At 71.1% G+C, this 18,640-nt stretch carries 15 protein-coding genes and 1 tRNA gene; 5 read left to right on the forward strand and 11 right to left on the reverse strand.

The window, feature by feature from the left end; all coding sequences use genetic code 11:
• Window positions 1-7: 7 nt before the first annotated feature.
• Complete coding sequence (locus Sdagh_RS32385; protein ID WP_189425067.1) at window positions 8-1,396, forward strand: pyridoxal phosphate-dependent decarboxylase family protein; 1,389 nt, start codon at window positions 8-10, stop codon at window positions 1,394-1,396.
• Window positions 1,393-2,799 (forward strand): lysine N(6)-hydroxylase/L-ornithine N(5)-oxygenase family protein, encoded by a 1,407-nt coding sequence (locus Sdagh_RS32390; protein WP_190008216.1) that lies wholly within the window; start codon window positions 1,393-1,395, stop codon window positions 2,797-2,799. The genes Sdagh_RS32385 and Sdagh_RS32390 overlap by 4 nt, the downstream gene beginning before the upstream one ends.
• Before the next feature lie 87 nt (window positions 2,800-2,886).
• Here the strand turns inward: Sdagh_RS32390 and Sdagh_RS32395 are convergent, their stop codons facing one another.
• A complete protein-coding gene (locus Sdagh_RS32395; RefSeq protein ID WP_190078710.1) occupies window positions 2,887-4,695 on the reverse strand; it encodes a bifunctional metallophosphatase/5'-nucleotidase in 1,809 nt (602 codons plus the stop codon).
• Window positions 4,696-4,852: 157 nt separating this feature from the next.
• Here Sdagh_RS32395 and Sdagh_RS32400 point away from each other — a divergent pair, with 157 nt between their 5' ends.
• A complete protein-coding gene (locus tag Sdagh_RS32400; RefSeq protein ID WP_190078711.1) occupies window positions 4,853-5,557 on the forward strand; it encodes an SIMPL domain-containing protein in 705 nt (234 codons plus the stop codon).
• A gap of 166 nt (window positions 5,558-5,723) precedes the next feature.
• Window positions 5,724-7,148: a pyruvate kinase gene (pyk, locus tag Sdagh_RS32405; RefSeq protein WP_190008218.1), complete on the forward strand. Its 1,425-nt coding sequence runs from the start codon at window positions 5,724-5,726 to the stop codon at window positions 7,146-7,148.
• Between the two features lie 187 nt (window positions 7,149-7,335).
• Here pyk and Sdagh_RS32410 read toward each other — a convergent pair.
• Window positions 7,336-7,410, reverse strand: a tRNA-Leu gene (locus Sdagh_RS32410).
• 104 nt (window positions 7,411-7,514) lie between these two features.
• On the opposite strand from Sdagh_RS32410, the gene Sdagh_RS32415 reads away from it, so the two are divergent.
• Window positions 7,515-8,177 (forward strand): ANTAR domain-containing response regulator, encoded by a 663-nt coding sequence (locus Sdagh_RS32415; protein ID WP_189425056.1) that lies wholly within the window; start codon window positions 7,515-7,517, stop codon window positions 8,175-8,177.
• A gap of 68 nt (window positions 8,178-8,245) precedes the next feature.
• On the opposite strand, the gene Sdagh_RS32420 is transcribed toward Sdagh_RS32415, so the two are convergent.
• From Sdagh_RS32420 to Sdagh_RS32460, 9 genes are all read right to left on the reverse strand, one after another.
• Window positions 8,246-8,962, reverse strand: coding sequence for an ABC transporter ATP-binding protein (locus tag Sdagh_RS32420; RefSeq protein WP_189425054.1), 717 nt, complete (start codon window positions 8,960-8,962; stop codon window positions 8,246-8,248).
• Window positions 8,959-9,852, reverse strand: coding sequence for an ABC transporter ATP-binding protein (locus Sdagh_RS32425; protein WP_370594881.1), 894 nt, complete (start codon window positions 9,850-9,852; stop codon window positions 8,959-8,961). The genes Sdagh_RS32420 and Sdagh_RS32425 overlap by 4 nt, the downstream gene beginning before the upstream one ends.
• Window positions 9,849-11,675 (reverse strand): branched-chain amino acid ABC transporter permease, encoded by a 1,827-nt coding sequence (locus Sdagh_RS32430; RefSeq protein ID WP_189425051.1) that lies wholly within the window; start codon window positions 11,673-11,675, stop codon window positions 9,849-9,851. Before Sdagh_RS32430 ends, Sdagh_RS32425 begins: the two co-directional genes overlap by 4 nt.
• A gap of 5 nt (window positions 11,676-11,680) precedes the next feature.
• A complete protein-coding gene (locus tag Sdagh_RS32435; RefSeq protein WP_189425050.1) occupies window positions 11,681-12,613 on the reverse strand; it encodes a branched-chain amino acid ABC transporter permease in 933 nt (310 codons plus the stop codon).
• A 145-nt stretch (window positions 12,614-12,758) separates the two neighbouring features.
• Window positions 12,759-13,991, reverse strand: coding sequence for a branched-chain amino acid ABC transporter substrate-binding protein (locus tag Sdagh_RS32440; protein WP_190078712.1), 1,233 nt, complete (start codon window positions 13,989-13,991; stop codon window positions 12,759-12,761).
• Between the two features lie 288 nt (window positions 13,992-14,279).
• The gene (locus tag Sdagh_RS32445) at window positions 14,280-14,876 is read right to left on the reverse strand and encodes a Tat pathway signal sequence domain protein (RefSeq protein ID WP_189425069.1); all 597 of its coding nucleotides are present in this window, start codon (window positions 14,874-14,876) and stop codon (window positions 14,280-14,282) included.
• Window positions 14,873-15,289 carry a hypothetical protein gene (locus tag Sdagh_RS32450; protein ID WP_190078713.1) on the reverse strand — a complete coding sequence of 139 codons (417 nt, stop codon included), beginning with the start codon at window positions 15,287-15,289 and terminating at the stop codon, window positions 14,873-14,875. The genes Sdagh_RS32445 and Sdagh_RS32450 overlap by 4 nt, the downstream gene beginning before the upstream one ends.
• A 46-nt stretch (window positions 15,290-15,335) precedes the next feature.
• Window positions 15,336-15,812 carry a hotdog fold thioesterase gene (locus Sdagh_RS32455; RefSeq protein ID WP_189425044.1) on the reverse strand — a complete coding sequence of 159 codons (477 nt, stop codon included), beginning with the start codon at window positions 15,810-15,812 and terminating at the stop codon, window positions 15,336-15,338.
• 85 nt (window positions 15,813-15,897) lie between these two features.
• Window positions 15,898-18,177, reverse strand: a complete 2,280-nt coding sequence (locus Sdagh_RS32460) for an FdhF/YdeP family oxidoreductase (protein ID WP_189425042.1) — start codon at window positions 18,175-18,177, stop codon at window positions 15,898-15,900.
• Window positions 18,178-18,640: the final 463 nt, after the last annotated feature.

Below are 18,640 nucleotides of genomic sequence, written 5' to 3' on the forward strand. Positions count from 1 at the left end.
GGAACCCATGAGCACTCCGCCACCCCTCGCCTCGGACCCCGACGCCTCCGCCGGCCCACCCGCCCTGCGGCCCCTGCTCGCCACCGTCCTCGACGCCCTCCGCACCGGCACCCGGCACCGCCGCGGACCCCTCCCCGCCGGCGGACCCGACGCCGTCACCGCCCGCACCCGCGCCGCCCTCGGCGAGATCCTCCCCGACCACGGCGACCCCGACGCCCTGCGCACCCTCGTCACCGCCCTCGCCGCCGGCTCCGCCGACCCCGCCCACCCCCTGTGCACCGCCCACCTGCACGGCCCGCCGCTCGCCGTCGCCTGCGCCGCCGACCTCGCCGCGAGCGTCCTCAACCCCTCCCTCGACTCCTGGGACCAAGCCCCCGCCGCCTCCGCCCTCGAAGCCGCCGTCACCCGCGCCCTCGCCCACGAGACCGGCCACGCCGACGCCCTCGTCACCACCGGCGCCACCGAGTCCAACCACCTCGCCCTGCTCCTCGCCCGCGAGACCCAGGGACCGGACACCCGCCTCGTCCACGGCACCAACGCCCACCACTCCCTGCCCCGCGCCGCCTGGCTCCTCGGCCTCCCCGACCCGGTGCCCCTGCCCACCCCCACCGGCACCCTCGACCCCGCCGCCCTCGACCACACCCTCACCCGGCTCACCGGCCCCGGCGGCCCCGGCGGCCCCCTTGTCGTGGCCGCCACCGCGGGCACCACCGACGCCGGCCTCATCGACCCCCTCCCCGAGATCGCCGGCCTCTGCGCCCGCCACGGCGCCCGCCTCCACATCGACGCGGCCTACGGCGGCGGCCTGCTGTTCAGCCCCCGCCACCGCGCCCGGCTCACCGGCCTCGACCGCGCCCACACCACCGCCCTGGACCTGCACAAACTCGGCTGGCAGCCGATCGCCGCCGGACTCCTCACCGTCCGCGACCCCACCGACCTCACCGCCCTGCGCCACCGCGCCGACTACCTCAACGCCGACGACGACACCGACGCCGGCCTCCCCGACCTCCTCGGCCGCTCCCTGCGCACCACCCGCCGCCCCGACATCCTCAAGATCGCCGTCACCCTCAAGACCCTCGGCCGCGACGGCCTCGCCACCCTCGTCGACACCGTCTGCGCCCGCGCCCGCGACCTCGCCCGCCTCGTCGAGGAACACCCCGCCCTCGACCTGTGGGCACCGCCCGCCCTCAGCACCGTCCTCTTCCGCCCCGCCGGCGCCCCCGACCCCGCCGTCGCCGCCGTCCGCCGCACCCTCCTCACCGAGGGCCGCGCCGTCCTCGGCCGCGCCCGCCCCGACGGCCGGCTCTGGCTCAAGGCCACCCTCCTCAACCCCCGCACCCGCCCCGCCGACCTCACCGCCCTGCTCACCCTCGTGGAAGGACACACCCCCCGATGACCCCCACCACCGCACCCCACGACCTCGTCGGCATCGGCATCGGCCCCTTCAACCTCTCCCTCGCCGCCCTCGCCCACCCCCTCACCGGCCTCGACGCCGTCTTCTACGACCAGCGTCCCGCCTTCCACTGGCACCCCGGCCTCCTCATCGACGGCGCCCGCCTCCAGGTCCCCTTCCTCGCCGACCTCGTCACCCTCGCCGACCCCACCAGCGACTGGACCTTCCTCAACTACCTCAGAACACGCGAACGCCTCTACCCGTTCTACTTCTCCGAGCACTTCCACATCCAGCGCACCGAGTACGACGCCTACTGCCGCTGGGTCTCCGAGAACCTTCCCACCCTCCGCTTCGGCCACCAGGTCGACGCCGTCCGCTTCAACCCCGAACACGGCGTCTTCGAGGTCGACCACACCCACCTCGGCCCCGACGGCGAAGCCCAGGCCCTCGGCCGCGCCCGCACCAAGAACCTCGTCCTCGGCATCGGCACCGAGCCCTACGTCCCCGACTCCCTCAAACCGCTCGTCGGCACCCCCGGCGCCCCCGTCCTGCACGCCGCCGACTACCTCGACCGCCGCGCCGAGCTGCTCACCGCCGGACACGTCACCGTCGTCGGCACCGGCCAGTCCGGCGCCGAGATCTTCCTCGACCTCCTCCGCCACCGCCCCGCCGGCCGCGAACGCCTCCACTGGATCGGCCGCACCGAGGCCATCGCCCCCATGGAGTACTCCAAACTCGGCCTCGAACACTTCACCCCCGACTACACCCGCTACTTCCACGCCCTCCCCGAGAACGTCCGCGACCGCCTCGTCCCCGCCCAATGGCAGCTCCACAAAGGCGTCGACGCCGACACCCTCGCCGCCCTCCACGACGAGCTCTACCGCCACTCCCTCGACGGCGGCTGGCCCGACGCCGTCCTCGCCCCCGGCGTCCGCGTCCGCACCGCCGGACGCGTCGCCACCACCCAGGTCGAACTCCACCTCGAACACACCGAACAGAACACCCGCTCCCGCCTCACCACCGACGCCGTCGTCCTCGCCACCGGCTACCGCGAACGCCCCCTCGACCACCTCCTCGCCGGCCTCGACCCCTACCTCCGCCGCGACAACGCCAACCGCCCCCGGATCGACGAACGCTTCCGCATCCTCCTCGACCCCACCGTCACCACCGCCGGCTGCCACCTCTACGTACAGAACGCCGAGACCCACACCCACGGCGTCGGCGCCCCCGACCTCGGCCTCGCCGCCTGGCGCAGCGCCACCATCCTCAACACCCTCACCGGCACCGACCCCTACCCCCTCCCGCGCCGCACCGCCTTCACCACCTTCGGCCTCGAACAACCCCGCCCCCGCATCCCCTCCGCCCGCGAAGCCACCGTCCTCATCCCCCTCGCCGACACCCTCTGACCCCCCGCGCACAGCACGGCCCCGGACCGGAAACCCACCCGGACCGGGGCCCACGACACCACCGTCGGAACACCGACGACACCACCCCTAGAACACCGGCGTACCGTCCCGCGTCAAACGCCAGTCCACCGACGCGAAGTCCGCCGGGTCCAGCACCCCCTTCGCCGTCACCCACTCCGCGATCCGCGTCCGGATCTCCGTCGACTCCGACCACACCTCCGGTGCCGACGCCACATGCGGGAACGCCCCGCCACCGTTCGCCCGGTAGTTGTTCACCGCCAGCACGAACCGCTGCCCGTCCTCCAGCGCCGCACCCCCGAACGTCAGGTTCCTGATCCGCGAACCCGCCACCCGAGCGATGTCGATCTCGTACGACAGCCCCGACACATAGTCGTAGTTGTAATCCGGCCGCCCACCCGCGTTCGTCAGCTTCTCCACGTCCACCGCCGCCCCCGCCGCCGTCCGCGCGAAGTACTCCGCCGAGTACTCCAGGTACTCCCGCACCTGCGCACCCGTCAGCACCTTCGCCACCAGCGTGTTGTCGTACACGTACAGACTCGACAGATCCCGGATCGTCACCTCGCCCGCCGGGATCTCCGACGTCCGCGAGAACGGCGACGCCTGCGCCAGCACCGGCAGCGACGCGTACTCCGTCCCCGCCAGCGCCGCCCTCACCACGTCCTCCTGGACCTTGGTGATCAGATCGATGATCGGCGCGTCCTTGTACCGCGCCTCCACCGTCGTCAGCGTCTGCGTCGCCGTCCCCACCACCTGGTTGACATACGCCACCACCAGCGCGTGCTCGTCCTTCAGCAGCCGCGTGATCCGCGGGTCGTCCGCCACCGTGCTCGAATCCCGCAACGACGCCCTGACGGACTCCACCCGCCAACGGCCCTGCTCGTGCACCAGACCGAAGTCGAACAGACTCAGCCGCTCCGCATAGCACAACGGCTCCGACAGCACGACCTCCCGGCCCGTCACCTCATTGACGACCCGCTGCTCCGCGATCTCCACATGCGCGTGCCCCACCAGGATCGCGTCGATCCCCGGCACCAGCCGCGCCACATTCGCCGCCGCGTTCTCCACGTACGGCACCTGATCACCGTACGACGACGTCCCCGACGTTCCCGAGTGCGCCGACACCACCACCACGTCCGCACCCATCGACCGCAGCTTCGGCACCCACTTCGCCGCCTGCTCCTCCAGCCCCGGGAACGCCAGTCTCCCCTGCACGTACGCCTTGTCCCAGACAGCGATACCGGGATTCGTCAGCCCCAGCACCGCCACCTTCACCGGCGGAGCCCCCTTCACCCGGAACGTCTTCATGAAGTACGGCGGAAACGCCGGCCGCAGCGTCTTCGCGTCCACCGCGTTCGCCCCCAGCAACGGGAAATCGCACTGCTCCTCGAACTTCCGCAGCGTCTCGATCCCGTAGTTGAACTCATGATTGCCGAGCGCCACCGCGTCATAACCGATCGCGTTCATCGCCTGCGCCATCGGATGCACCGGCCCGCCCTCGGCCGTGATCGGGTCCACCTTCGCGAAGTAATACGTCAGCGGCGTCCCCTGAATCGTGTCACCCGCGTCCAGCAGCAGCGTGTTCTCCCGGCCCTTCTCCTCACGCACCTGATTCACCAGCGTCGAGACCCGCGCCAGACCCTGCGCATTGCCCGCCGCGTCCGCGTACTCCGCGTCCTTGAAGTAATCCCAGTTGAAGACATGCCCATGCAGATCGGTCGTCCCCAGCACCGTCAGCGCGTACCGCTTCGCCCTCTTCCGCCCGCGCCCCGCACCCCCGGACGCCGCCTCGGCCACCGGAGCCGCCGCACCGGCCAGCGCCACCCCGGCCCCCGTCACAGCGGACCTCTGCAGAAACTTACGACGGTTCAACGGCATGCCGGCTCTCCTGACGAAGGGATGACGGGTTGGACGACCCACCCGAACAACGCGCGTAGATTCTGACCCCTCGACACGACCCGCAACAGCCCCCGCAGGTTTCGATCCGGTGACTCACCGGGTCCCCCCACCCCGCACCGGTGACAGAGTGGGACGTATGACCACCCCACCGGCCGACGCCCCCTACGGAACCCCCGACGCCCCCCGCATAGCCGTCCGCGGCGAAGCCCACCTCGAAGTCGACCCCGAGGCGGCCCACCTGCGCATCACCGTCACCGCCCGCGGACGGGACCGCCGCACCGCCCTCGACGACCTCACCCGCCGCAACGCCACCGTCCTCGACCTCGTCAAGTCCTACGGCGACGCGGTCGCCCACCTGGAGACCGGCGCCCTCTCCCTCACCCCCGAACTCACCCGGCACGGCCGCGGCGAACGCGTCCACGCCTACCACGGCGCCGTCCGCGTCCACGCCGAGCTCAGCGACTTCACCGCCCTCGGCGAACTCGCCACCCGCCTCGCCGACCTCGACCTCACCCAGGTCCACGGCCCCCGCTGGACCCTGCGCACCGACTCCCCGGCCTACCGCCGCGCCCGGCAGCAAGCCGTCCACGCGGCCGTCCAGCGCGCCCGCGAATACGCCGAAGCGCTCGGCACCACCCTCGCCGCCCTGGTGGAACTCGCCGACATCGGCGCCGACGAGGCCCGCCCCGTCCGCGGCGCCCCCGCCGGCGGCTGGCGGCGCGCCTCCGCCGCCGCCCCCACCGAGGAGGGCGCCCCGGCCCCGCTCGACCTCGAACCCCAGCGGCAACACGTCCACGCCGCCGTGAACGCCCGCTTCACCCTGGTTCCGCCGACCCTCTGAACGAGCCTCGAAAAAGGACCCGAAAAGCGCGCGGAATAACCCTCGCGCGCTCATCGGAGCACCCCTCCGCACAATACGGCACTTGTCAAAAGAGCTTCATGCAAAGGTCGTTGAGCAGTCACGCCCAGCCAATTCTCTACCCGCCGGTAAGTCATAGGCTCGAACCATGCGCCGAGCAAAAATCGTCTGCACCCTCGGACCCGCCACCGACTCCTACGACCAGATCAAGACACTGGTCGAAGCCGGAATGGACATCGCCCGCTTCAACCTCAGCCACGGCGGCCACGCCGAACACGAGGAGCGATACCGGCGCGTCCGCAAGGCATCCGACGAGACCGGCCGCAGCGTCGGCCTCCTCGCCGACCTCCAGGGTCCCAAGATCCGCCTCGGCACCTTCACCGAAGGACCCGTCCTCCTCGAACGCGACGACACCTTCACCCTCACCGTCGAGGACGGCGCCCGGGGCGACCGCACCGGCTGCGGCACCACCTACGCCGGCCTCGCCGCCGACGTCACCCCCGGCGAACGCGTCCTCGTCGACGACGGCAAGGTCTGCCTCGAGGTCACCGCCGTCGACGGACCCCGCGTCCGCACCCGCGTCGTCGAAGGCGGCATGGTCTCCGACCACAAGGGCCTCAACCTCCCCGGCGTCGCCGTCTCTGTCCCCGCCCTCGCCAAGAAGGACGAGGACGACCTCCGCTGGGCCCTGCGCACCGGCTTCGACGCCATCGCCCTCTCCTTCGTCCGCAGCGGACGCGACATCCACGACGTCCACCGCGTCATGGACGAAGAGGGCCGCCGCCTCCCCGTCATCGCCAAGATCGAGAAACCCCAGGCCGTCGACCACCTCGACGACATCGTCGCCGCCTTCGACGGCGTCATGGTCGCCCGCGGCGACCTCGGCGTCGAAATGCCCCTCGAACTCGTCCCCATCGTCCAGAAACGCGCCGTCACCCTCGCCAGGCGCAACGCCAAACCGGTCATCGTCGCCACCCAGATGCTCGACTCGATGATCGACAACTCCCGCCCCACCCGCGCCGAGGCCTCCGACGTCGCCAACGCCGTCCTCGACGGCACCGACGCCGTGATGCTCTCCGGCGAGACCAGCGTCGGCAAACACCCCGTCGACACCGTCCGCACGATGTCCCGCATCGTTCAGGCCGCCGAGGAGGACCTCCTCGCCGCCGGACTCCCCCCGCTCACCGACCGCACCAAACCCCGCACCCAGGCCGGCGCCGTCGCCCGCGCGGCAGCCGAGATCGGCGACTTCCTCGGCGCGAAGTACCTGGTCGCCTTCACCCAGTCCGGCGACACCGCCCGCCGTCTCTCCCGCTACCGCTCGCCCATCCCCCTCCTCGCCTTCACCCCCGAACCGGCCACCCGCTCCCAGCTCAACCTCACCTGGGGCGTGGAGACCTTCCTCGGCCCCCATGTCGACTCCACCGACGCGATGGTCGCCCAGGTCGACGAACTCCTCCTCCGCCACGGCCGTTGCGCGAAGGGTGACGTCGTCATCATCACGGCGGGCTCCCCGCCAGGAGTCTCGGGCACGACCAACCTGGTCCGCGTCCACCACATCGGCGAGGACTGAACCCTGCCGGTCAGTACTGCGGCCCCGCGTGGACGCCCATGAGGGCGACGGAGGCTCCGCGGGCGACGGAGCTGTTACCTGTGGCCATCTGCGCGGGCGGAGTGATCCCGGCACGCGCCAAAAAGCGGATGTTCACGAGAACGTGGACATCCGCTTCTAGAGGGCGACCTTCGAATTGAAGGAAAAGTGCCCCGGGTCGGACTCGAACCGACACTGTATGGGTTTTGAATCCATTGCCTGCTGCCAATTGGGCTACCGGGGCTCGCAGGATCGAAGGTTTCCCCTGACCCTCAGCGCGTCCACCTTACCGCAGCTAGGTAGGCTCTGGGCAGCAGCATCACCTGCCCCGGAACAAGGAGCGCCCACGTGACCGCCCCCGAGTCGCCCCAGCCCGCCGACGTGACCGATGACGACAAGTCGCACGTGCCCCCGCTGACGACCCGCGTCGTCATCGCCGAGGACGAGGCGCTCATCCGGCTGGATCTCAAAGAGATGCTGGAGGAGGAGGGGTACTCCGTCGTCGGCGAGGCCGGTGACGGTGAGCAGGCCGTCGAGCTGGCCCGTGAGCACCGCCCCGACCTGGTGATCCTGGACGTGAAGATGCCCAAGCTCGACGGCATCTCCGCGGCGGAGAAGATCGCCGGCGAGAGCATCGCCCCGGTGCTGATGCTGACCGCGTTCTCGCAGCGCGACCTGGTGGAGCGGGCGCGGGACGCCGGTGCGATGGCGTACCTGGTGAAGCCGTTCTCCAAGAGTGACGTCGTACCGGCGATCGAGATGGCCGTCTCGCGGTTCACGGAGCTGAAGGAGCTGGAGAAGGAGGTCGCGGACCTCTCGCAGCGGCTGGAGACGCGGAAGCTGGTGGACCGTGCGAAGTCGGTCCTGCAGACCCAGTACGGGCTGACCGAGCCGGCCGCGTTCCGGTGGATCCAGAAGACGTCGATGGACCGGCGGATGTCGATGCAGCAGGTCGCTCAGGCGGTCATCGACGACGCCGCGGAGAAGAAGTCGTCGAAGGACAAGGACTGAGGCGTGGCCCCGAGCACGCGCGAGGCCCGTACCCCGCCCGGGGTACGGGCCTCGCGCGTGCGGTGGTTTCAGTCCTCGCCGAGGTAGGCCTTGCGGACGGATTCGTCGTGCAGGAGGTCGCGTCCGGTGCCGGAGAGCTTGATGCTGCCGACTTCCATGACGTGGCCGTGGTCGGCGAGGGAGAGCGCGGCCTGGGCGTTCTGCTCGACGAGGAGAATGGTGGTGCCCTGGGCCTTCAGCTCGGCGATGGTGGCCATGATCTTCTGCATCATGATCGGGGAGAGGCCCATGGAGGGTTCGTCGAGCATGAGCAGTTTGGGCTGGGACATGAGGGCGCGGCCCATGGCGAGCATCTGCTGTTCGCCGCCGGAGAGGGTGCCCGCGGCCTGTTTCCTGCGTTCGCCGAGGATGGGGAAGAGGTCGTAGGCGCGCTGGATGTCCTTCTCGATGCCGGGCCGGTCGCTGCGGAGGAAGGCGCCGAGGCGGAGGTTGTCCTCGATGGTCATGCGGGGGAAGATGTGCCGGCCTTCGGGGGAGTGGGCGAGACCGAGGGCGACGATCTGGTGGGCGGGGACCTTCTTCAGGGACCTGCCGTTGAAGCGGATCTGGCCGCCGACCGGTTTGAGCAGGCCGGAGAGGGTGCGCAGGGTGGTGGTCTTGCCGGCGCCGTTGGTGCCGATGAGGGTGACGACCTCGCCGGCGTCGACGGTGAAGGAGATGCCCTTGACGGCTTCGATCTTGCCGTAGGCGACGCGGAGGTCCTCGACCTCCAGGAGTGCGGTCATCGGTCGTTCTCCTTGCCGGCTGCGGTGTCGTGCGGGGTGTCGGCGTGGGCCTCGGCGGCCTCCACCTCGGCCGCTTCGGCCGCGCCGGGGTCGTTCTCCAGGGGTTCGCCGAGGTAGGCGGCGACGACGCGTTCGTCGCCCTGGACGGTGGCGCTGTCGCCCTCGATGAGTTTCTCGCCCTGGACGAGGACGGCGACGCGGTCGCAGAGGTTGAAGATGAACCGCATGTCGTGCTCGATGACGAGGACGGCGATGCCCTGGTCGCGGATGGCGAAGACGAGTTCCTCGGTGGCGCGGGTCTCCTGGGGGTTCATGCCGGCGGTGGGTTCGTCCAGGAGGAGCAGGCCGGGTTCGCTGGCGAGGGCGCGGGCGATCTCGAGCTTGCGCTGTTCGCCGTAGGGGAGGTTGCGGGCGAGGTGGTCGGCCTTGGCGGCGAGGCCGACGAACTCGAGGAGCTCGGTGGCGCGGGCGCGGGAGGCGGCTTCGGCCTTGTGGAAGCCGGGGCCGCGCAGGACGGCGGACCAGAAGCCTTCCTTGGTGCGGGTGTGGCGGCCGACGAGGACGTTCTCCAGGACGGTCATGTTGGCGAAGAGGCGGATGTTCTGGAAGGTGCGGGCGATGCCGGCGGCGGTGACCTTGTAGGAGGTGGGGGGGAGGACGGTGTCCTTGTAGCGGACCTCGCCCTCGGTGGGGGTGTAGAGACCGGTGAGGCAGTTGAAGAAGGTGGTCTTGCCGGCGCCGTTGGGGCCGATGAGTCCGACGATCTCGCCGCTGCGGACGGTGAGGTCGACGCCGCGGACGGCGGTGAGGCCGCCGAAGCGCATGGTGACGCCGCGGGCGTCGAGGACGGTCTGGCCGGTGGTGGTGGCGGTGGTGGTCATGGTGGTCACGCCCCTGTCTTGCCGAGGGCCGCGGGCGCGTCGGCCTCTTCGTGGAATTCGAGTTGGCGGCGGCGGTTGGGGATGAGTCCTTCGGGGCGGAAGCGCATCAGGAGGACGAGTGCGACGCCGAAGGCGAAGAGCTGGTAGTCGCCGAGGAACTGGAGTTTGTTGGGGATGAGGAAGAGCAGTGCGGCGCCGAGGAGAGGTCCGCCGATGGTGCCCATGCCGCCGAGGACGACGGCGGCGAGGAGGAAGGCGGAGTTGGGCGGGGTGGTGCCGGCGAAGAGGTACTGCTCGGGGGTGACGGTGTAGGTGACGTGGGCCTGGACGGTGCCGGCGAGGCCGGCGAGGGAGGCGCCGACGGCGAAGGCGATGAGTTTGACGCGGAAGCCGTTGATGCCCATGGCGAGGGCGGCGGTCTCGTCCTCGCGGATGGCGACCCAGGCGCGGCCGATGCGGGAGTCGCCGCTGCGTCGGAAGACGAGGACGACGACGGCCGTGATGAGCAGCATCAGGAAGAAGTAGTTGGCGAAGCGGCCGATGGTGAAGCCGGCGATGTCGTGGGGGGTGCCGAAGTCGAAGCCGAGGATCTTGAGGTCGGGGATGCCGGCGATGCCGTTGGAGCCGTTGGTGACGTCGGGCCCTGAGGTGCCGTCGAGGTTGTTGGCGGTGATGCGGAAGATCTCGCCGAAGCCGAGGGTGACGATGGCGAGGTAGTCGCCGCGCAGGCGGAGGGTGGGGGCGCCGATGAGGACGCCGAAGACGAGGCTGGCGGCGGCGCCGACGAGGACGGCGGCCCAGAAGGGGAAGTGGACGTCGAAGGGGCTGGAGGGGGAGCCGGAGACGAGGGAGGCGGCGTAGGCGCCGACGCCGAGGAAGGCGACGTAGCCGAGGTCGAGGAGTCCGGCGAGGCCGACGACGATGTTCAGGCCGAGGGCGACGGTGGCGAAGATGAGGATGTAGACGCCGATGGTGGCGTACTGGTCGTCGGTCTGGGTGAAGGGGAAGAGGGCGGCGGCGAGGAAGGCGCCGAAGACGGTGGTGTTCTGGTGCCGGGCGGTGAGTTCGGAGATGTGGGTGATGAGGCCGGTGCGGTGCAGGGCGGTGAAGCCGAGGCCGGCGGTGATGAGGAAGCCGACGAAGAGTTCGTCGTACTCGGTGCCGATGCCGTAGGTGAAGACGGTGAGGGCGAGGGCGAGGACGGCGACGATGACGAGGATCTCGGCCCAGGTGGGCAGGGGTTTGCGGGGGCGGGGGGTGGTGCCGGCGAGGGCGGCCTTGACGGTTGCCCAGTTCTGGGCGGCGCGGTGGCGTGCCTTGTCCCAGCCGGTGTCGTCGGGGTCGAAGGGGTCGGGTTCGGGTCGTTCGAAGGGGAGGGCGAGGGCGCCGAGGAGGGCGATGAGGGTGACCGCGGCGGCGAGGTAGCCGCCGGGTTCGAGGTTGACGACGCCGCCGAGCTGGGCGCTGATGGCGATGACGGTGTACCAGGTGGTGGCGAAGGCGCCGAGGGCGGCGAATTTGAGGGCCGCGTCGGCGCCGGCGGGGACGAGCCAGCGCAGGCCCTTGACGCCGTAGGAGGCGAGGCCGAGGAGGGTGGTGAGGGCGCCGGCGATGAGGACGAGGACCTGGAGGCCGCCCGGGTAGCCGTAGACGGTGAGGTCGCCGGGGAAGGCGTCGGTCCAGGTCCAGGCGAGGAAGGTGGAGAGGACGGTGAGGGCTCCGCCGCCGGTGGCGAGGGCGCGTCCGAGGGGGGCGGGGATGCCGATGAGGCCGGTGGGGCTGCCCGGGGCGGGGGTGTCCGGGGTCTTCGGGGTGGTGGTCTGTGTGGTCATCGGTGTCACGCCCTGTCCGCAACGCGTTCGCCGAGCAGGCCCTGTGGCCTGAGCAGCAGCACGAGGATGAGGAGGATGAAGGCCCAGACGTCGGCCCAGGACTGGCTGCCGAACTTGTCGAGGCCGGGGATGTCGGCGATGTAGGCGGTGGCCAGGGTTTCGGCGACGCCGAGGACGACGCCGCCGATCATGGCGCCGTAGATGTTGCCGATGCCGCCGAGGACGGCGGCGGTGAAGGCCTTGAGGCCGAGGATGAAGCCCATCTTGAAGTCGATCTGGCCGTACTTGAGGCCGTTGGCGACGGCTCCGACGGCGGCGAAGACGGCGCCGAGGGCGAAGGCGATGACGATGATGCGGTCGGTGTTGACGCCCATCAGGCGTGCGGTGTCCGGGTCCTGGGCGGTGGCCTGCATGCCGCGTCCGGTGCGGGTGCGCATCACGAAGTAGGCGAGGAGGGCCATGCTGACGGGGGCGGCGACGAGGAGGAAGATGTCGCCGGTCTGGATGGTGACGCTGCCGATGTGGAAGGGGCCGCCGTCGATCTGGGGGAAGGTGCGCGCGGATTTCGCGTCGGGGTACCAGGCCCAGACCGCCTGCTGGAGGGCGAGGGAGAGGCCGATGGCGGTGATGAGGGGGGCGAGGCGGGGGGCGCCGCGCAGCGGCCGGTAGGCGAAGCGTTCCGCTCCCACGGCGACGCCGACGGCGACGATCATGGCGCCGATCAGCATCAGGGGCAGGGCGATCCACATGGAGGTGCCGTCGGGCAGGATGTAGACGTAGACCGTGAGCGCGCCGAAGGCGCCGGTCATGAAGATCTCGCCGTGGGCGAAGTTGATGAGCTGGACTATGCCGTAGACCATGGTGTAGCCGATGGCGACCAGCCCGTACATGGATCCCAGTAGCAGGCCGTTGACCAGCTGCTGCGGCAGTTCGTTCACCGCATGTCCTCCGAGACGTTCGGATGTTCGACGGATGGGGCCCGGACGGTGGCCGGGGCCGGCCGGACGGGCCGGGTGGTGTCCGGATGCGTGAGCGCGCGGGGCGCTTGTGGAACAGCGCCCCGCGCGGCTCGGTGCGGGTGGGTCAGCCGGTGTAGGTGCCGGACTTGACGGCCGTGAAGGCCCCGTTCTCGACGGCGTAGACGGTGAGCTGCTTGTTGGTGGCGTCACCGAACTCGTCGAAGGAGACCTTGCCGGTCACTCCGTCGAAGGAGACGTTCTGCATGGCCGCGGTGACCTTGGCGCGGGCGTCGTCGGGGAGCTTCCCGTCGTTGTCCTCGACGACCTTCTTGACGGCCTCGATGATGGCCCAGCCGGAGTCGTAGGAGTAGCCGCCGTAGGCCGCGTAGCCCTCCTTGTAGCCGGCCGCCTTGTAGTCGGCGACGAACTTCTTCGCCGAGTCGAGTTCCTCGACGGGGGCGCCCACGGAGGTGGCGAGGTCGCCGTCGCTGCCGGTGCCGGCGAGCTTGATGAAGGTGTCGTCCTTGATGCCGTCGCCGCCGACCAGCGGGATCTTGGCGCCGGCTTCCTTGATCTGCTTGCTCAGCGGGCCGGGCTGCGGGTACTCGCCGCCGTAGTAGACGACGTCGGCGCCGGAGTTCTTGACCTTGGTGGCGACCGAGGAGAAGTCCTTGGTGTCCGGGTTGATGTGCTCGGTTCCGACCACGGTGCCGCCGAGCTTCTTGAACTCCTCGGTGAAGGTGGCGGCGAGGCCGGCGCCGTAGGTCTTCTTGTCGTCGATGACGAAGACCTTCTTCTTATTGGCGTCGTTGTAGACGTACTGCGCGGCGAACGGGCCCTGGATGGCGTCGGTGGTCGCGGTGCGGAAGTACGACTTGTACGGGCGGACCTTCTTGGTGCGCCAGTCGGGGCCCTGGGTGAGGGAGGGGCCGGTGTTGGCCGGGGAGACCTCGACGAGGCCGGCGCTGTCGAAGACCTTCTGCATCGACTCGCCGACGGAGGAGTTCAGCGGGCCGACGACGCCGAGGACGTCCTTGTCGGCGACGAACTTGGAGGCGTTCTGCTGGCCGACGGAGGGCTGCCCCTGGTCGTCGAGTGCCTCGATCTCGAAGGTGACGCCCTCGACGTACTTCTCCTTGTTGGCCGTCTTGACGGCCAGGTCCACGGAGTTCTTGATGCCGAGGCCCAGCGCGGACAGGTCGCCGGTCATCGGGGCGTCGACGCCGATGACGACGGTGGTGCCACCGCCGTTCCCCGAGTCCGAGCCGCCGTCGTCGTCACGCGAACCGCAGGCGGTGAGGGTCAGTGCTCCCGCCGCCAGAGCGGCGGTGATGGCGATGAGCGAACGTTGGCGCACGATCAGTCCTTTCCCTGGCACAGCCGTTTCCCCGTGGAGACGGCCGAGTCGAACGCTGGGCCCGAAATCACTTTCGGAGGGCGCGGTGACTGGCCGTGACTCTAGGCGTGTGTGGGGAACGTGGAGGAGAGTCTGGCAAAGGCTGTGACTCTCTTGTTATGACACCGCGTAATGCAGAGCGGTACTGGCTGGGAAGAACGGTGGAATTCTGGCCGATTCGCCCTGTCCGCATGCTGAGAACCAGCAGGACCGTCCGGGTGCGGACAGGTGTCTGAGGTGTTTTGCTGATTACGGGTTTCCTTGGCCGCAGGCGTCCCGCAGGGCTCGGGAGAGGTCGCGTGCATACCGCCGACCCAGGATGAAACTGTGGGTCTGTATTGCGCGTGTATTACGCAGTGTTACATCCAGGAAAGGGAATCCGGCATTCCGCGGCGCTTTTCCGCATTCCGTCGCCCGGAGCGTGACGGTGATCTTGCGGGTGGAATGCGGTTTTGTACGGAAAGGGGCGGCGGGGGACGAGGTCACGGAGAGACCGGCGTTGGGCTGGCTCACCCGCGTCACCGTGACGGGCGGCCCGGACCGGACGACGAGGGCCACGGTGAAGCGGAACCCCCCGGCCGGGGCCGTGCCCGCGGGGGCGACCGGGGTCAGGTAGACGAGGTCGACCACCTGGGAGGGGTAGGGCGGCGGGGGAGCGGGCCGGGGCTGCGGCCGGGTCGCGTACAGGTAGCCGCCGGCGGCCGTGACGGCGAGGGCGGCGGTGGCGGCGGTGGCGGTACGGCGGGCGCGGCTGCCGGCGCGGAGCCGAGGGGTGTGGCGGCCGGGGCGCCCGGCGTCATGGGCCCGGGTGTCCTCGCCGGGCTCGACCGGGCCGATGCCGGTCACCGCTGCCACGGGCCTTCGCTCGGGCCGCCGTCGCGGTACCGCGCGGCGCACCGCTCGCGGGCCAGCCGGTCCGCCGACCGTACGGCGGCGTCGTCGCCCCGTTCGTCGCGGACGGCCCGGGCGGCGTCCACCACCTCGCGCAGGACGTCGTACTGCCGGTTGGACAGCCCCATCGACTGGTAGTCGCCGTAGGTGTCCCCGCCCGCCAGCAGCTCGCGCACCCAGGGGGCGACGACCCGCGTGCACAGGTCCCCGGGGGAGAGGGAGGCGGAGGGGCTGGGGGCGGAGGGGGAGGCGGGGGCCGGTGGCGGGCCGGTGGGCCCGCAGCCTGCCGCCAGTACGCCCGCCAGCAGCGCCGCCCGCACGGAGCCGCCCTTCGCCGCCCCCGGCCAGGGGGCCCCAGCCCGTCCCATGCCCCGACGCTAGGGCGCCGGAGCGCCGGCGGCAACGGCGGCGGCGTCAGGCCGCGGCGCCGTCCCCGGGGCTCACGTCCCGCAGCATGCAGGTCAGCCGGGCGCTGCACACCCGCCGCCCCTCCTCGTCGCTGATCACGATCTCGTACGTCGCCGTGGAACGGCCCCGGTGCAGGGGCGTGGCCACGCCGGTGACCAGGCCGGAGCGGGCCCCGCGGTGGTGGGTGCAGTTCAGGTCGACGCCGACGGCCATCTTGGAGCTGCCGCCGTGCAGCATCGCGCCGACCGAGCCGAGCGTCTCGGCCAGCACGGCGGAGGCGCCGCCGTGCAGCAGCCCGTACGGCTGGGTGTTGCCCTCCACCGGCATGGTGCCGACGACCTTCTCCGCCGACGCCTCCAGGATCTGGACGCCCATCCGGTCGCCGAGGTGCCCGGCGGAGAACAGGGCGGGCAGGTCGACACCGAGCGCGGCGTACTCGTCGACGACCTCCTGCGGGAACCTCACGTGCTGCTGCTCGCCCATGCGTTGTGCTCCGTTCTCGTACGTCCTGGTCCGAGGCGCTCGGCGGCACCGGCATCGTGACACCGGCGTCGGGCTGAGCAAACGCTCAGTCGGTGGCCGATTGTTCCAGACGGACGATGACGGACTTGCTGGCCGGGGTGTTGCTGGTGTCCGCGGTGGCGTCCAGCGGCACCAGCACGTTGGTCTCCGGGTAGTACGCCGCCGCGCAGCCCCGCGCGGTCGGGTAGTGCACGACGCGGAAACCGGGCGCCCGCCGCTCCACGCCGTCCTTCCACTCGCCGACGAGATCCACATAGGAGCCGTCCCGGACGCCCAGCTCACGGGCGTCCTCGGGGTTGACCAGGACGACCCGGCGGCCGTTCCTGATCCCCCGGTAGCGGTCGTCGAGGCCGTACACCGTGGTGTTGTACTGGTCGTGCGAGCGCAGCGTCTGGAGCAGCAGGCGGCCCTCGGGCAGCCTCGGGTACTCCACGGGGGCGGCGGTGAAGTTGGCCTTGCCGGTGGCGGTGGGGAAGCGCCGCTCGTCGCGCGGGGCGTGCGGCAGGGCGAAGCCGCCGGGCAGCGCCACGCGTGCGTTGAAGTCCTCGAAGCCGGGAATCACGCGGGCGATGCGGTCGCGGATCGCGGCGTAGTCCTTCTCGAACTCCTCCCAGGGCGTGCTGCTGCGCCCGCCCAGCACGCGGCGGGCCAGCCGGCACACGATGGCCGGTTCCGACAGCAGGTGCCGGCTCGCGGGCTCCAGGCGTCCGCGGGAGGCGTGCACCATGCCCATGGAGTCCTCCACGGTGACGAACTGCTCGCCGCCGCCCTGGACATCGCGCTCGGTGCGGCCCAGGGTCGGCAGGATCAGGGCCCGCGCGCCGGTGACCGCGTGGCTGCGGTTGAGCTTCGTCGACACGTGCACGGTGAGCCGGGCGCGGCGCATGGCCGCCTCGGTGACCTCCGTGTCGGGGGAGGCGGAGACGAAGTTGCCGCCCATGGCGAAGAAGACCTTGGCCTCGCCGTCGCGCAGGGCGCGGATGGCGCGCACGACGTCATAGCCGTGCGCGCGCGGCGGGGCGAAGCCGAACTCCCTCTCCAGGGCGTCGAGGAAGGCGGGCGCGGGGCGCTCGAAGATGCCCATGGTGCGGTCGCCCTGCACGTTGGAGTGGCCGCGCACCGGGCAGACGCCGGCGCCCTCGCGGCCGATGTCGCCGCGCAGCAGGAGGAAGTTGACGACTTCACGGATGGTGGGCACGGAATGCTTGTGCTGGGTGAGGCCCATCGCCCAGCACACGATGGTCCGCCGGGAGGCGAGGACCATGGCCAGGGCCTGCTCGATCTCCGCGCGGGTGAGGCCGGTGGCGGTCAGCGTCTCGTCCCAGTCGGCGGCGCGGGCGGCCCGCGCGAACTCCTCGTAGCCGTGGGTGTGCTCGCGGACGAACTCCTCGTCGACGGCGCCCTCGGTCTCGACGATCAGCTTGTTCAGAAGCCGGAAGAGGGCCTGGTCGCCGCCGATGCGGATCTGGAGGAACAGGTCGGTGAGCGCGGCGCCCGAGGTGAGGCCCTTGGGGGTCTGCGGGTTCTTGAAGCGCTCCAGGCCGGCCTCGGGCAGCGGGTTGACGCTGATGATCCGCGCGCCGTTCGCCTTGGCCTTCTCCAGGGCGGAGAGCATGCGCGGGTGGTTGGTGCCGGGGTTCTGCCCGGCGACGACGATGAGGTCGGCCTTGTAGAGGTCCTCCAGCAGGACGCTGCCCTTGCCGATGCCGATGGTCTCGCTGAGCGCCGAGCCGGAGGACTCGTGGCACATGTTGGAGCAGTCGGGGAGGTTGTTGGTGCCCAGCTCGCGGGCGAAGAGCTGGTAGAGGAACGCGGCCTCGTTGCTGGTGCGTCCCGAGGTGTAGAAGACGGCCTCGTCGGGGGAGGCGAGGGCGCCGATCTCCTCCGCGACGATGTCGAAGGCGCGCTCCCAGGTGACCGGTTCGTAGTGCGTGCCGCCCTCGGGCAGGTACATGGGGTGGGTGAGCCGGCCCTGCTGGCCCAGCCAGTAGCCGCTGCGGGTGGCGAGGTCGGCGACGGGGTGCGCCGCGAAGAACTCGGGGGTGACCCGGCGCAGGGTGGCCTCCTCGGCCACCGCCTTCGCGCCGTTCTCGCAGAACTCGGCGGCGTGCCGGTGGTCCGGCTCCGGCCAGGCGCAGCCCGGGCAGTCGAAGCCGTCCTTCTGGTTCACGTTCAGCAGTGTCAGCGCGGTCCGTCTGACGCCCATCTGCCGCTGGGCCATGCGCAGGGTGTGCCCGATGGCCGGGACCCCGGCCGCCGCGTGCCGGGGCCCGGTGACCCGCGGCGCGTCCTGAACGGGGTCGCCCTTGGGCGCCTTGCCGACCATCGCACGCTCCTTCGCCTGCACGGGTGAGATACGTCTCCGATCCTCCCACGCCCCACCGACACCCCTACCGGAGACGACGGCACAAACGCCCCCGGGGGGCGCGAGGAACGGCGCGCGTGGCCGGTCCCGTCCCGTGCCAGGGCGGCGTCTCTGCCGCTTCGGTGGGCCGGGTCTGCTTCCTTCGGTGTCGCCGGTGGCGCTGCCGGCGGGGGAGGGCGAGGAACGGCGCGCGTGGCCGGTCCTGTCCTGTGCCGGGGTGGCGTCTCTGCCGCTTCGGTGGGCCGGGTCTGCTTCCCTCGGTGTCGCCGGTGGCGCTGCCGGCGGGGGAGGGCGAGGAACGGCGCGCGTGGCCGGTCCTGTCCTGTGCCGGGGTGGCGTCTCTGCCGCTTCGGTGGGCCGGGTCTGCTTCCCTCGGTGTCGCCGGTCGCACCGCCCCCGGAGGGGCGCGAGGAACCGCGCACGT

This window comes from Streptomyces daghestanicus (assembly GCF_020521275.1).
Classification (GTDB): domain Bacteria; phylum Actinomycetota; class Actinomycetes; order Streptomycetales; family Streptomycetaceae; genus Streptomyces; species Streptomyces griseoviridis.